General features: G+C 61.8%; 13 protein-coding genes. 3 read left to right on the top strand and 10 right to left on the bottom strand.

Features of this window, described 5'->3' with window-relative positions; all coding sequences use genetic code 11:
- Positions 1–8: 8 nt before the first annotated feature.
- The 6 genes from hfq to C4J94_RS02630 form a co-directional block, all read right to left on the bottom strand.
- Positions 9–269, bottom strand: coding sequence for an RNA chaperone Hfq (gene hfq, locus C4J94_RS02655; RefSeq protein ID WP_016976904.1), 261 nt, complete (start codon positions 267–269; stop codon positions 9–11).
- Positions 270–363: 94 nt separating this feature from the next.
- On the bottom strand, positions 364–1335 hold the full coding sequence (gene miaA, locus C4J94_RS02650; protein WP_124384859.1) for a tRNA (adenosine(37)-N6)-dimethylallyltransferase MiaA: 972 nt from the start codon (positions 1333–1335) through the stop codon (positions 364–366).
- On the bottom strand, positions 1335–3248 hold the full coding sequence (mutL, locus tag C4J94_RS02645) for a DNA mismatch repair endonuclease MutL (RefSeq protein ID WP_124384858.1): 1914 nt from the start codon (positions 3246–3248) through the stop codon (positions 1335–1337). The genes miaA and mutL overlap by 1 nt, the downstream gene beginning before the upstream one ends.
- The gene (locus C4J94_RS02640; RefSeq protein WP_124384857.1) at positions 3248–4669 is read right to left on the bottom strand and encodes an N-acetylmuramoyl-L-alanine amidase; all 1422 of its coding nucleotides are present in this window, start codon (positions 4667–4669) and stop codon (positions 3248–3250) included. Before C4J94_RS02640 ends, mutL begins: the two co-directional genes overlap by 1 nt.
- Positions 4670–4684: 15 nt before the next feature.
- Positions 4685–5155 (bottom strand): tRNA (adenosine(37)-N6)-threonylcarbamoyltransferase complex ATPase subunit type 1 TsaE, encoded by a 471-nt coding sequence (gene tsaE, locus C4J94_RS02635; protein WP_124384856.1) that lies wholly within the window; start codon positions 5153–5155, stop codon positions 4685–4687.
- A complete protein-coding gene (locus tag C4J94_RS02630) occupies positions 5143–6003 on the bottom strand; it encodes an NAD(P)H-hydrate dehydratase (RefSeq protein ID WP_124384855.1) in 861 nt (286 codons plus the stop codon). Before C4J94_RS02630 ends, tsaE begins: the two co-directional genes overlap by 13 nt.
- Before the next feature lie 63 nt (positions 6004–6066).
- On the opposite strand from C4J94_RS02630, the gene queG reads away from it, so the two are divergent.
- Positions 6067–7131: a tRNA epoxyqueuosine(34) reductase QueG gene (gene queG, locus C4J94_RS02625; protein ID WP_124384854.1), complete on the top strand. Its 1065-nt coding sequence runs from the start codon at positions 6067–6069 to the stop codon at positions 7129–7131.
- Here queG and C4J94_RS02620 read toward each other — a convergent pair.
- Entirely contained in the window at positions 7128–7745 is a 618-nt protein-coding gene (locus C4J94_RS02620; protein ID WP_177413468.1) for a trimeric intracellular cation channel family protein, read from the bottom strand. The two genes, queG and C4J94_RS02620, sit on opposite strands and share 4 nt — an antisense overlap.
- Positions 7746–7937: 192 nt before the next feature.
- Positions 7938–8480 (bottom strand): oligoribonuclease, encoded by a 543-nt coding sequence (gene orn, locus C4J94_RS02615; protein WP_003171343.1) that lies wholly within the window; start codon positions 8478–8480, stop codon positions 7938–7940.
- Between the two features lie 108 nt (positions 8481–8588).
- Here orn and rsgA point away from each other — a divergent pair, with 108 nt between their 5' ends.
- On the top strand, positions 8589–9620 hold the full coding sequence (gene rsgA, locus C4J94_RS02610) for a small ribosomal subunit biogenesis GTPase RsgA (RefSeq protein WP_124384852.1): 1032 nt from the start codon (positions 8589–8591) through the stop codon (positions 9618–9620).
- A gap of 157 nt (positions 9621–9777) precedes the next feature.
- Here the strand turns inward: rsgA and motB are convergent, their stop codons facing one another.
- Positions 9778–10791, bottom strand: coding sequence for a flagellar motor protein MotB (gene motB / locus C4J94_RS02605; protein WP_124384851.1), 1014 nt, complete (start codon positions 10789–10791; stop codon positions 9778–9780).
- Positions 10792–10794: 3 nt separating this feature from the next.
- On the bottom strand, positions 10795–11646 hold the full coding sequence (motA, locus tag C4J94_RS02600) for a flagellar motor stator protein MotA (protein ID WP_124384850.1): 852 nt from the start codon (positions 11644–11646) through the stop codon (positions 10795–10797).
- A gap of 167 nt (positions 11647–11813) precedes the next feature.
- Between motA and C4J94_RS02595 the strand changes: the two genes are divergently transcribed.
- Complete coding sequence (locus tag C4J94_RS02595; protein WP_124384849.1) at positions 11814–13349, top strand: HDOD domain-containing protein; 1536 nt, start codon at positions 11814–11816, stop codon at positions 13347–13349.
- Position 13350: the final 1 nt, after the last annotated feature.

Here is a 13350-nt window from a genome sequence, read left to right as displayed (position 1 = left end):
GACTCCTATCAGGCGTTACCTGGCTCAGCGTCAGCTGCTTCATCACCTGCTGCACTAGGCAGACGGATTGGACGAACAGGGACGACTGTCGAGATAGCGTGTTTGTAAACCATCTGGCTGACGGTGTTTTTCAACAGGATTACGAACTGGTCGAACGACTCGATCGTACCTTGCAACTTGATACCGTTGACCAGATAGATGGAAACCCCCACTTTCTCTTTACGTAAGGTATTCAAGTAAGGGTCTTGTAGCGAATGCCCTTTTGACATGTGCCGCACTCCTTTAAGGATCAATAATAAAAAATCGGAAAATAATTAGCGCATGGCCGTCACACCCCCAAGGATAGACGGCAATTGCAAGGACTCAGCTCAATATGGAGACCGTTCCCAAGTATTTCAAGGCGCGTGACAGATTGTCGCTGTCCAGGCTGTCCAACCAGTGCAAATCGCTCCAGCTGCGCAGCCAGGTGAACTGGCGCTTCGCCAATTGGCGCGTGGCAATGATGCCGCGCTCCTGCATTTCGGCTGACGTCAGCTTGCCATCCAGATGATCCCAGACTTGGCGGTAGCCTACAGCACGTATCGAAGGCAATCCTGGGTGCAGATCACCTCTGGAACGCAGTGCTACGACCTCCTCCACAAACCCCTGTTCCAACATAATTGTGAATCTTTGTGCAATTCGTTCATGCAGCACCTGGCGGTTTGCCGGAGCGATGGCCAGATTCGCCACAGTATAGGGCAATTGTGACTGACCAGATGCGCCTGCATCAGCACTTTGCGCAGTTTGTTTCAGCCTGTGTTCAGTCATGGTCTGGCCGCTGACACGCCAGACTTCCAGTGCGCGGGTAAGGCGCTGGGGGTCATTGGGGTGGATGCGCGCCGCGGACACCGGGTCTATCGCCGCCAGTTGGTCGTGCAGGGCTTGCCAGCCAAGGCGTGCCGCTTGATCTTCAAGCTCGGCGCGCACCTGGGCGTCAGCAGGCGGCATATCCGCCAGGCCCTCCTGCAACGCCTTGTAGTAAAGCATCGTGCCGCCGACCAGCAGCGGTATGTTGCCCCGCGCAGTGATTTCGGCCATGGCGGCCAGGGCGTCGGTACGGAAATCTGCTGCCGAATAGCTCTCGGCGGGATCGATAATGTCGATCAAACGATGGGGATGCTGGGCCAATACCTCTTTCGAAGGCTTGGCGGTGCCGATGTCCATGTCCCGGTAAACCAGGGCAGAATCGACACTGATCAGCTCGCATGGCAAGACCCTGGTCAGCTCGATGGCCAGGTCGGTCTTGCCGGCGGCCGTCGGGCCCATCAGGAAGATTGCGGGGGGCAAGGCACTCATCAGCGACCGCGCAGGAACAGTTTGTCCAGATCATCCAGGCCCATCTGGGTCCAGGTCGGCCGGCCATGGTTGCACTGGCCGCTGCGCTCGGTGTTTTCCATGTCTCGCAGCAGGCCATTCATTTCTGGCAGGGCCAGTCGACGGTTGGCGCGAATGGCGCCGTGGCAGGCCATGGTGCCGAGCAATTCGTTGATATGTGCCTGGATACGGTCGCTGGTGCCGTATTCCATCAGGTCCGCCAGCACGTCGGCCACCAGACGGTTGGCTTCAGCCTGTTTGAGCAGCGCGGGAATCTGGCGGATCGCCAGGGTTTCCGGGCCCAGGCGCTGCAGTTCGAAGCCCAGCTTCTGGAACACGCCATGGTGTTCCTCGGCGCAATCGGCTTCACGCTGGCTGACTGCTAGGGATTCGGGCACCAGCAGTGGCTGGCCACTGAGCCCTTCACTGGCCATGGCGATCTTCAAACGCTCGTACATGATCCGCTCGTGGGCGGCGTGCATGTCCACCAGCACCAGGCCGTGGGCATTTTCCGCAAGAATGTAGATGCCCTTGAGTTGCGCCAATGCGTAGCCCAGCGGCGGAATGTCCCCGCCGCCTTCGGGCAGGACAACTGTGCCCGACTCGGCCCCTGGCAGCGGTGCGAAAAATTCACGGTAGGCCGCCTGCGCCTCCGCCACCGGCACGGTCGATTGCGGCCGCGGGGTGTATTGATACTGATAACCCGCACCGGCTCCCGCGTTGGGTGCCGTGTAACTTGGCTGTGGCTGCGGGGATTGCAACAGGTTACCGGCGAGGCTCATTTCGCCCTGGGGGCCGAACTCACCGGCCTCCGGACCGCTTGGGCGAACCACTGCGGTTACGATGGGCGCAGACAACTGATCATCCGGACGCACGTCGCCCAGGGCACGATGCAAGGTGCCGTAGAGAAAGTCATGCACCATGCGCCCATCACGGAAGCGTACTTCGTGCTTGGTAGGATGCACATTGACATCGACCACCGAAGGGTCGACCTCGAAAAACAGCACAAACGTCGGGTGCCGGCCATTGAACAACACGTCGCGATACGCCTGGCGCACCGCGTGGGCCACCAGCTTGTCGCGCACTGCACGGCCATTCACGAAGAAGTACTGCAAGTCGGCCTGGCTGCGGGAGAACGTCGGCAAACCGACCCAACCCCATAGACGCAGGCCATTGCGTTCGATTTCTATCGGCAGCGCCTGCTCCAGGAACCCGCCGCCGCACACTGCCGCCACCCGCCGAGCACGCGCAGCGTCGTCATTGGCTTCGTGCAGGCTGAGGATGGTCTTGCCGTTATGGCGCAGATGGAATGCCACATCGAAACGCGCCAGGGCCAGGCGCTTGATCACTTCTTGCAGGTGATCGAATTCGGTTTTCTCGGCCTTGAGGAATTTGCGTCGCGCCGGGGTGTTGAAGAACAGGTCGCGCACCTCCACCGAGGTGCCCACCGGATGGGCTGCCGGCTGAACCCGGGGCGCCATGTCGCGACCTTCGGTTTCCACTTGCCAGGCCTGTTCGGCGCCGCGCGTGCGGGACGTCAGGGTCAGGCGGGCCACGGAGCTGATGGAGGCCAGGGCCTCACCGCGAAAGCCCAGGCTCATCACCCGTTCCAGGTCTTCCAGGTCGCGGATCTTGCTGGTGGCGTGACGGGCCAGGGCCAGCGGCAAGTCATCCGAAGAGATGCCGCTGCCATCGTCACGTACCCGCAGCAGCTTGACGCCGCCTTGCTCCACGTCCACGTCGATACGCTTGGCGCCGGAGTCGATGCTGTTTTCCAGCAGCTCCTTGATCACCGACGCCGGGCGCTCAACCACCTCGCCCGCAGCGATCTGGTTAGCCAGGCGCGGGCTGAGCAGTTCGATGCGCGAGCCGCTATTCAAGACAGATTCGCTCATTACTGCGCCGCCAATTCGGTGCCAGGGATGGTCAACACCTGGCCGATTTTCAACTCGTCGGTTTTCAGGCTGTTGGCGCTGCGCAAGGCGGCGGGGGTGACCTGGAAACGCACGGCCAGCATGGCCACGGTGTCACCGGGCTGCACGCGATGGTCACGCGGACCCTGGGCAATCTTGCCGGAGTCACGCAACCAGGCGATGTAGGTACCCGGCGGCGGGTTCTGCTGGAAGAACTGGCGCACGCCGGCACTGATCGAGCGTGCCAGGGCCTGCTGATGGCTGGCACTGGCCAGCTTCGAGGCCTCGTTGGCGTTGGAAATGAACCCGGTCTCGACCAGGATCGACGGGATGTCCGGCGACTTCAACACCATGAACCCGGCTTGCTCCACGCGCTGTTTGTGCAGCGAAGTGACCCGGCCGATGTTGCTCAGGACCTTCTGGCCGACGTTCAGGCTGGACGTCAGCGAAGCGGTCATCGACAGGTCGAGCAGTACGCCGGCGAGCATTTTGTCCTTGTCGTCCAGGGATACGTTGCCGGCCCCGCCGATCAAGTCGGAACGGTTTTCGCTGTCGGCCAGCCAACGGGCGGTTTCGGACGTGGCGCCACGATCCGACAGGGCAAACACCGACGCGCCGAAGGCGGCGGAGGAAGGGGCGGCGTCGGCGTGGATCGATACGAACAGGTCCGCGCCCTTCTTGCGGGCGATTTCAGTACGCCCGCGCAACGGGATGAAGTAGTCACCGGTACGGGTCAGCTCGGCGCGATAACCTTTCATGCCGTTGACCTGACGTTGCAGTTCGCGGGCAATGGCCAGCACCACATCTTTCTCATGCTGGCCGCGCGAACCGGACGCGCCGGGGTCTTCACCACCGTGGCCTGCGTCGATCACCACGATAATGTCGCGCTTGCCTGCCGGAGCGGGCGGCGGTGGTGGCAGCTTGACCTGCGGTTGCGAGGGGTTGACCGGCACCGCAGGCACCGTCGCCACGCTGGGCGTCGGCGCAGGCGGCGGTGCGGCATCGGCGGGATTGTCGAACAGGTCGACCACCAGGCGGTTACCATATTGAGCGTTGGGCGCCAGAGAGAAGCTTTTGGGGGTGACCGCCTTTTTCAGGTCGATGACCACGCGCAAATCGGTTGGCGTGCGCTGGGCCGAGCGCATCATCGTAATCGGGGTGTTGGCGGTGGAGACTTTCAACGGCGCGGCCAGGGTCGCACCGTTGATATCGATCACCAGGCGATCAGGCGCCGTGAGGGTAAAGACGCTGTGCTGAACCGGGCCCGACAGGTCGAACACCAGTCGCGTGTTATCCGGCGCTCGCCACAGGCGGACACTCTTGACCTGTGAAGCAGCCACAGCATTGACAGTCATTGCCGCAAGCAACACCCCCACGACAGCAACCAACGCGCGAAAGCGCATACCTAACCCCACCAATTATTTGAATTCCAATGCCAGAGCCTCACGCCACGCTTCACCGCGCGGGCTCTGGGGCAACAACTTCAACCGACGTCCGTGCTCGTGCGGCGTAATGGTAATGGTCATGTCAGGCTTTGGCAAAAAGCCTGTGCCTTTATCTGGCCACTCGATCAGGCATAACGCATCTTCGTCGAAGTAATCACGGATGCCCATGAATTCCAGCTCTTCAGGGTCCACCAGCCGATAGAGGTCGAAGTGGAAGGCGCGAACGTCACCGATCTCGTAGGGTTCGACCAGGGTGAACGTCGGGCTTTTTACCGCACCGGCATGGCCCAGGCCACGAATGATGCCCCGGGACAGGGTGGTCTTGCCTGCCCCCAGATCACCTTCGAGAAAGATCAGGCCCGCCCCGCCGGTCACCCGCGCAATAGCGTGACCGAGCGCGACCATCGCGTCTTCATCGGCCAGGAAAAGAGTTACTTCAGGCACGGCGAGTGTTCCTCCAGCAATTGACGAATGGCAGGTATCAGGTCGCTCGCGGCAAGCCCGCGACCGAAGGTGCCCTGACGGTCCCCGGCCGTGGCGTGCAGCCACACGGCCAGGCAGCTTGCCTCATACGCCGGCATGCCCTGGGCGAGCAAGGCGCCCACCAGGCCAGCCAATACGTCACCGAGCCCGGCCGTCGCCATGGCGGGATGGCCCTGGTCACAACGGGAAACGCGCCCGTCCGGGCTTGCAATCAAACTGCCAGCACCTTTGAGGATAGCCACTGCGTTGAATTGGCGGCTCAATGCGCGCGCCACCTTAAGGCGGTCGGCCTGAACCTCGGCTGTCGAAATGCCCAGTAAGCGCGCAGCTTCGCCCGGATGCGGCGTGATCACGCAATGGGCCGGCAGGGTCACGCCACCAGCAGCCAGTTGATTGAGCGCATCGGCGTCCCAGACTTGTGGCAACCGGGCATTGGCCGCCACGGACAACAGGCTTTTACCCCAGGACGCTTCGCCAAGGCCTGGGCCAATAACGATCACCGAGATTTTTTCCAGCAACCCCATCAACTGGTTGGCCGAACTCACGCCGACGGTCATGACTTCCGGCAAACGGGTCAACGCGGCCGGCACGTGCTCGGCGCGGGTTGCCAGCGACACCATACCGGCACCGCTGCGCAATGCACTTTCGGTACTGAGCAGCGCCGCGCCGCCAAAGCCGCGGTCGCCGCCAATCACCAACAGATGGCCAAACTGGCCTTTATGGGCGTCTACAGAACGCGCAGCCAGTTGCGGCAAGTGGCCTGGCAAAAGAAGCTGAACGTCGGTTATTTCGTGTTTTGTCTGAGGCATGCGTCTTCAAGCTCCGATGTCTGGCAGAATTATACGCATCTAACCTGTGGTTTCCCGTGTCTCATGCCCGCTATTACCTCCGATCTGCCCGCCCTTGCCCAATCGATCAAAGACTGGGGCCGCGAGCTGGGCTTCCAACAAGTCGGCATCAGCGGCCTGGACCTGGCCGAGCATGAACAGCACCTGCAACGCTGGCTCGACGCGGGCTATCACGGCGAGATGGACTACATGGGCGCCCATGGCAGCAAACGTTCCCACCCCGAGGAGCTGGTGCCTGGCACCTTGCGCGTGGTGTCACTGCGCATGGATTACCTGCCCGGTGATACTCAAATGGCGCAACGGCTGGCCGAGCCGGAAAAAGCCTATGTCTCGCGCTACGCCCTGGGCCGTGACTATCACAAGCTGATCCGCAAGCGTGTGCAGCAACTGGCCGACCGCATCCAGGCCCAGATCGGGCCGTTCGGCTTTCGTGCCTTTGTCGACAGCGCACCGGTACTGGAAAAAGCCATCGCCGAACAGGCCGGCCTTGGCTGGATCGGCAAGAACACCCTGGTGCTCAATCGCAAGGCCGGCAGCTATTTCTTCCTGAGCGAACTGTTTGTGGACTTGCCGTTGCCGGTAGACCCACCCCATGCCACCGAACACTGCGGCCGCTGTACGGCGTGCCTGGACATCTGCCCCACCAACGCATTCGTCGGCCCTTACGTGCTGGATGCCCGGCGCTGTATTTCCTACCTGACCATCGAACTCAAAAGCGCCATCCCCGAGGACCTGCGCCCGCTGATCGGCAATCGGGTATTTGGCTGCGATGACTGTCAGATCGTTTGCCCATGGAATCGTTTCGCCCGGCCCAGCGACGAAAGCGATTTCAAGCCACGGCACAACCTGGATAACGCAGAACTGGCTGAACTGTTTATGTGGGATGAGGATAAATTCCTCAGCAGCACCGAAGGCTCACCCTTGCGCCGTGCCGGGTACGAGCGTTGGCTGCGCAACCTGGCAGTGGGCCTGGGTAACGCCCCTTCGAGCATTCCGGTACTGGAAGCCTTGAAGGCGCGGCGCGACTATCCATCGGAACTGGTGCGTGAGCATGTGGAATGGGCGCTGAACCAGCACGCTGCTCGCTAGTGGACGTCGTCGTTGTAGACAAACTTGGGCATTTCCCAATGAAACCGGATCGCCAGCAGGCGCAGTAGAAAGCCGCTGAACAAGGTCAGCAGAATCGACTGTTCGCTGGGCAGTTCCAGATACAGGCACAGCAAGTAGAACCAGGCGGCGAGGAACGACACACTGGCATACAACTCACGGCGGAAGATCAGCGGGATATCGTTACAGAAGATATCCCGCAGGATGCCGCCGAATACGCCGGTAATCACGCCGCTGACCGACGCGACCAGCATGCCATGCCCCATTTCCAGGGCGGTCATGCAGCCGATCAAGGTAAACGCCACCAGCCCCACGGCATCCAGCGCCAGGAACAGCGAGCGCAGGTGGCGCATCAGCGGTGCGATAAAGATGGTCACCAGCGCGGCGACGGAGGTCAGCACCAGGTATTCGGGGTGCTTGACCCAGGTCAGCGGGTAATGCCCCAGCAGCATATCGCGCACCGACCCGCCACCCAGCGCCGTCACACAGGCGATCAGCACCACGCCAAACCAGTCCATGCCGCGTCGACCGGCGGACAAGGCGCCCGTCATGGCTTCGGCGGTGATGGCGATGAGGTAGAGCATCAGCAGCATGATGGCGATCCTTGCAGAGAGGCCGGCAGTCTAATCATTTGCTGATGGCACCAAAAGGGGGCGCCTGGCGATAAACCGAGTCGCCAGCCATCGGGGGCAAGCCCCCTCCCACATTTGACCGCGTTGGCATGACGAACGCAGTACAAATGTGGGAGGGGGCTTGCCCGCGATAGCGCCAGCCCAGGCGCTACATCATCAAGCCTTGATGAAATGCTTGCGGTAATGCTGCAACTCGGCGATCGACTCGCGGATGTCATCCAGTGCCAGGTGGGTACTGCCTTTATGGAAGCTGTCCTTGACCTCCGGCGCCCAGCGCGCCGCCAGCTCTTTCAAGGTGGACACGTCCAGGTTGCGATAGTGGAAGTAGCTCTCCAGCCCCTTCATGTGCGTATAAAGGAAGCGACGGTCCTGGCAGATGCTGTTGCCGCAAATCGGCGACTTGCCCTTGGGCACCCATTTTTCCAGGAAGGCGATGGTTTCGGCTTCGGCTTCGGCCATGCTGATGCGGCTGTCGCGTACACGCTGGGTCAGGCCCGAGTTGCCGTGAGTGCGGGTATTCCACTCGTCCATGGTGGCCAGCACAGCATCGCTGTGGTGGATGGCGATGACCGGACCTTCAGCCAAGGTGTTGAGGTTGCTGTCGGTGACAATCGTCGCCATCTCGATGATGACGTCGGTGTCGGGGTTCAGACCGGTCATTTCCAGATCGATCCAAATCAGGTTCTGTGGGTTTTGCATGGCTTGATTCTCTTGGCACCTTGGCGTAGCCGGGCAGTTTAGCAGGCGCCGCCGTGCTAGACTCGCGACCGTTTCACCCAACTTTTGCATTATCGACACGGAACACCAATGGCCAAACGCCAGCTCAATCGTCGCCAAAACTGGCGCATCGAAAAGATTCAAGGCGAGCGCGCAGCACGCGCCGCCAAACGTGAATCCTCCGCCGTGGAAGCGCTTGAAGGCGGCGACCTGGGGCCTGAACAAACCGGCCTGGTGATCGCGCACTTCGGCGTGCAGGTCGAGGTCGAGGCGCTGGAAGGCGAGCTCGCCGGCCAGGTCTTCCGCTGCCACTTGCGCGCCAACCTGCCTGCGCTGGTGACCGGCGACAAGGTGGTATGGCGCGCCGGCAACCAGGGCATCGGCGTGATCGTCGCCCAGTTGCCCCGCAGCACCGAACTGCGCCGCCCCGACAGCCGGGGTCAGCTCAAGCCGGTGGCGGCCAACGTCGACATGATCGTGATTGTGTTCGCGCCGCTGCCCGAGCCCCACGCCAACCTGATCGACCGCTACCTGGTCGCCGCCGAGCACGCCGGTATCCGCCCACTGCTGCTGCTGAACAAATTCGACTTGATCGACGAGCACAACGCTCCTGCGCTCAATGCCCTGCTGGCGGTCTACCGCACCCTGGGTTACCCGGTGCTGGAAGTCTCGGCCCATCACGGCAACGGCATGGAACAGCTGCAACAGCAATTGGACGGGCGTATCAGCGTGTTTGTCGGCCAGTCTGGCGTGGGCAAGTCGTCGCTGGTCAACAGCCTGCTGCCGGAAGTCGACACCCGCGTCGGCCCGCTGTCGGAGCTGTCCGGTCAGGGCACGCACACCACCACCACTGCACGGCTGTTCCACTTCCCCGGTGGCGGTGAGTTGATCGACTCCCCGGGCATCCGTGAATTCGGCCTCGGCCACGTCAGCCGCAGCGACGTGGAAGCAGGCTTTATCGAGTTCAACGACCTGATCGGCACCTGCCGCTTCCGCGACTGCAAACACGACCGCGAACCGGGTTGTGCGTTGCTCAAGGCCTTGGAAGATGGCCGCGTGCAGCAGCAGCGGATGAACAGCTACCGGTCGATTATTGCGAGCTTGCCTGAGAGCAGTTACTAAGCCGCCAGCCTCTGTAGGAGCGAGCTTGCTCGCGAAGCTGCCAAGCGCAACGCGGGCATCCTGAATACATGCGTTATCGTTGACGTTTTTCGCGAGCAAGCTCGCTCCTACAATGACAACAGGGCCGCGATTATCGCGGCCTTCTTGTATCTGGCGTTCAGGACCCCGGCGCAGGCGCCGTCGGTTCTTTCACACCACCGTCATCAAACAGGTTCAGCTTCTGGCGCAGCTCATGGGCCGGCAGCGGCTCCTGCCCTGGCGGCAGCGCATTCGGGTCCGCCGGTACTTCACCGGGGGCGCCTTCACCCTGGGCCGGCGGTGGCGGTTGATCGCCCTCAATCGCACGCTGGGCCTTTTTGGTCAGCACGACGATATCGATGCGACGGTTGATCGGGTTGAACGGATCCTTGGGATCGAACAGCTGCGATGAAGCAAAGCCCACCACCCGCGCCACTTGCGGGTCCGGGTAGCTGCCAGCCACCAGCGCACGTCGGGCGGCGTTGGCGCGGTTGGCCGAGAGTTCCCAGTTGCCGAAGTCGCCCTGCCCCGCATAAGGCTTGGCATCGGTGTGGCCGCTGATGCTGATCTTGTTCGGCACCGCCTTGATGGTGTCAGCCATGGCCAGCAGGATATCTTCGAAGTACGGCTTCAAGCGTGCGCTGCCGGAATCGAACATCGGCCGATTGGCGGCGTCGGTGATCTGGATACGCAAGCCTTCCGGGGTGATCTCGAACGAAATCTGGTCCTTGAACTTGAGCAGTTGCGGGTTTTCTTCAACCTTGGTCTGCAGTTCTTGCAGCAACAGCTCCAGGCGCTCTTTCTCGACCTGCTCGGCCATGGTTTCGACCGTATCGCGCTCGATCGGGATTTTTTCCTGGGGCGATTCGGTCTGTACTTCCGGGTTGATGGTGCGCTCCGGCGCCAACTGCGGCGAGCCGCCCAGATCGATGACGAAGGGTGTGCCACTTTCCGAAAAACCGATCGGGTCCTTGAAGTAGCCCGCGATGGCGATCTTTTGTTCCGGCGTAGCGGTGGACATCAGCCACAGCACCAGGAAGAACGCCATCATCGCCGTCGCGAAGTCGGCGAAGGCGATTTTCCAGGCACCGCCATGGTGCCCCGCGGCGAAGCGCTTGACGCGCTTGATGATGATCGGCTGGTTGTTTTCCATGGCTTAGCGACCGCGAACCGCTTGTTCCAGCTCGGCGAAGCTTGGGCGATGTTTCGGGTACAGCACTTTGCGCCCAAACTCGACCGCCAGCGATGGCGGCATACCGGATGCCGATGCCACCAGGCACGCCTTGATCGCTTCGTAGAGGTTGACCTCTTCCTTGGCATCGTGGGCCAGCGACGTCGCCAGCGGGCCGAAGAAACCATAGGCCGCGAGGATACCGAAGAAGGTGCCCACCAGTGCCGCGCCGACGTGCATACCGATAGCCGCCTGGTCGCCCTCGCCGAGGGAAGCCATGGTGACCACGATACCCAGTACCGCCGCGACAATACCGAAACCGGGCATGCCGTCGGCGATCCCGGTCACGGCGTGTGAAGGGTGCTCCAGTTCTTCCTTGAGGCTGAACAGTTCCATGTCGAACAGGCCTTCGAGTTCATGGGGCGCCATGTTGCCGGAAGACATGATGCGCAGGTAATCGCAGATATAGGCGGTCATACGCTCGTCTTTGAGCACGGCCGGGTACTTGGCGAAGATCGGGCTGGCGGCGGCGTCTTCGATATCCCCTTCAATCGCCATCATGCCTTCGCGGCGGCTCTTGTTGAGGATCTCGTAGACCAGCCCCAGCACTTCCAGATAAAACGTGTGCGAGAAACGCGAGCTGAACATGCCCAGCGACTTCTTGATCACGTGCATGGTCATGTAGCCGGGGTTGGCCTGCAGGAAGGCACCAAATGCAGCGCCGCCAATGATCATCACTTCAAAAGGCTGAATCAGCGCGGCGATTTTACCGTGGGACAGGACGTACCCACCGAGCACACTTGCGAGGACGACAATGATGCCGATAATTTTAGCCATAGGGGATCTGTACTTGCGCCGTCGGGTTCATGGACATAGTGGGTGCAGCTGAAAAACTCTTGTTCTACTTATCGGCAAAACTGCGCCAGACTATAGCCCGTTAAGGCGAAAAGCCAATTGAGCCCGTTCCGGGTGTGTTGAACCCACGTGATGATCGCGCCCCAATCATGGCTAATGAAACGACAGTCCCAACTGCAAGACCCACCACCCTCGCCGCCTGGATCAAGCGCCTGGACGATGTGCTGCTGCCCGTCCCCCAGGCCAGCCACGAGCGCGTGTGCAAAGCCATCCGCGACAGTCGCAGCTCATTGAGGGACATTGCCGAGCTGATGCAGAACAGCCCGGCCCTGGTGCTCAGCGTGATGCGTGAGGCCAACAGCCACACTCACGGTAGCCTCGCGGAACCGGCGGAAAACCTCGAAGTGGCGCTCAACCGCCTCGGCCTCAAACGCGCCGAGGAGCTGCTGGCGCGCCTGCCTTCAGTGCCGGCCGCTGAAATTCCCGTGGCGCTGCGCCAATTGCTGCTGGTCAGCCAGCATGCCTCGCAGCAAGCCAACGGCTTGTTCGGCAGCCGCCTGGCGCGTTTGTGGCAGGACATCCATTGGGGCAGCCTGCTGTTTCTGTCACCGTTGTGGCCGATGGCCGTCGCGTATCCCAAGCTTCTGGAAGAATGGGAGCTGCGGGTGATCCATAAGGGCGAGTCGGCGCGCCAGGTCGAGCAGCAATTGTTTGGCGTGCGCCTGCTGGACCTGTGCCTTGGCCTGACCGCAGCCTGGCACCTGCCGATCTGGGTGTCCCAGGGCTATAACCTGCTGCTGGGCGAGCAGCGCCTGCTGGTCAAGGCATTGCGTATCGCCCGCGAGGACGACCCTCTGCGTCACCAGCAATTGCTCGACGCCGAACCCAACCTGCGCCGCTGGCTGAATCAGCCGGCCAATACCGTGCTATTGGCCAACGGCCTGGCGATGTCGGCGCAAGAGTCCTGGACCTGCCCGCACACCGAACGCTGGCAGTACCTCACGGCACTGTACCTGCAGGAACCATTGGGCGAAGTGCAGCAGCAGGTCCACCAGCAAGCGGTGACCAGCGCCCGCAGCACCCTGATGCCCGACCTCTGGCACCCGGCCTTGTCGCTGATCTGGCCGTGGCATGTGCAAAAGGTCCACCGCGGCTTGTTGCCCGCGCCGCCTCCCACGGCCGAAGCCCTGGCAGTGTGGCGCAGCCGCTGCACCGAGCTGCTGGTGGAACCGAGCCGCTTTGCCAACGCGATGCACCTGACCACCTGCGCCAAGGAAGCCCTGGTCGCCAGCGGCATGCAGCGCGTGTTGCTGTTCATGGCGGATCGCGCCTTGAGTACCTTGCGTGTGCATCAGGCCGATGGCCTGCCCAAGGACGCTGCCAACCTGAGCCTGGACGTCGTCAACAGCACGCTGCTGCAACGACTGCTGGAAAAATCCGCCCAGGTGCGTCTCGGTCCGGACAACCATGCGCAATTCTCTGCCCTGCTGCCGCCGATCCTGCGCCGCCTGTTTACCGGCGAGCACCTGCTGCTGCGCTCGCTGAGCTGCAATGGTCGCGTGGTGATGCTGATGGTGGCGGACCAGGGCGGCGGGCCATTCTCGGAAACCACCGTGCAAGCCTTCGGCAAAACCGCGCAATGCATCGAAAAAGCCCTGCACAGCTTTACCAACCGCAGCACCTGAT

Source organism: Pseudomonas sp. R5-89-07 (assembly GCF_003851685.1).
Classification (GTDB): Bacteria; Pseudomonadota; Gammaproteobacteria; order Pseudomonadales; family Pseudomonadaceae; genus Aquipseudomonas.
The sequence above is the reverse complement of the archived record's forward strand: the minus strand, read 5'-3'. Positions and strand labels throughout refer to the sequence as shown.

Bases quoted from the DNA above. Each gene is read 5' to 3' on its own strand.
- motA (WP_124384850.1), bottom strand. From the start codon at position 11,646: ATGGCTAAAATTATCGGCATCATTGTCGTCCTCGCAAGTGTGCTCGGT.
- miaA (WP_124384859.1), bottom strand. From the start codon at position 1,335: ATGAGTGCCTTGCCCCCCGCAATCTTCCTGATGGGCCCGACGGCCGCC.
- C4J94_RS02595 (WP_124384849.1), top strand. From the start codon at position 11,814: ATGGCTAATGAAACGACAGTCCCAACTGCAAGACCCACCACCCTCGCC.
- mutL (WP_124384858.1), bottom strand. From the start codon at position 3,248: ATGAGCGAATCTGTCTTGAATAGCGGCTCGCGCATCGAACTGCTCAGC.
- C4J94_RS02630 (WP_124384855.1), bottom strand. From the start codon at position 6,003: ATGCCTCAGACAAAACACGAAATAACCGACGTTCAGCTTCTTTTGCCA.
- orn (WP_003171343.1), bottom strand. From the start codon at position 8,480: ATGCAAAACCCACAGAACCTGATTTGGATCGATCTGGAAATGACCGGT.
- queG (WP_124384854.1), top strand. From the start codon at position 6,067: ATGCCCGCTATTACCTCCGATCTGCCCGCCCTTGCCCAATCGATCAAA.
- motB (WP_124384851.1), bottom strand. From the start codon at position 10,791: ATGGAAAACAACCAGCCGATCATCATCAAGCGCGTCAAGCGCTTCGCC.
- hfq (WP_016976904.1), bottom strand. From the start codon at position 269: ATGTCAAAAGGGCATTCGCTACAAGACCCTTACTTGAATACCTTACGT.
- rsgA (WP_124384852.1), top strand. From the start codon at position 8,589: ATGGCCAAACGCCAGCTCAATCGTCGCCAAAACTGGCGCATCGAAAAG.
- C4J94_RS02640 (WP_124384857.1), bottom strand. From the start codon at position 4,669: ATGCGCTTTCGCGCGTTGGTTGCTGTCGTGGGGGTGTTGCTTGCGGCA.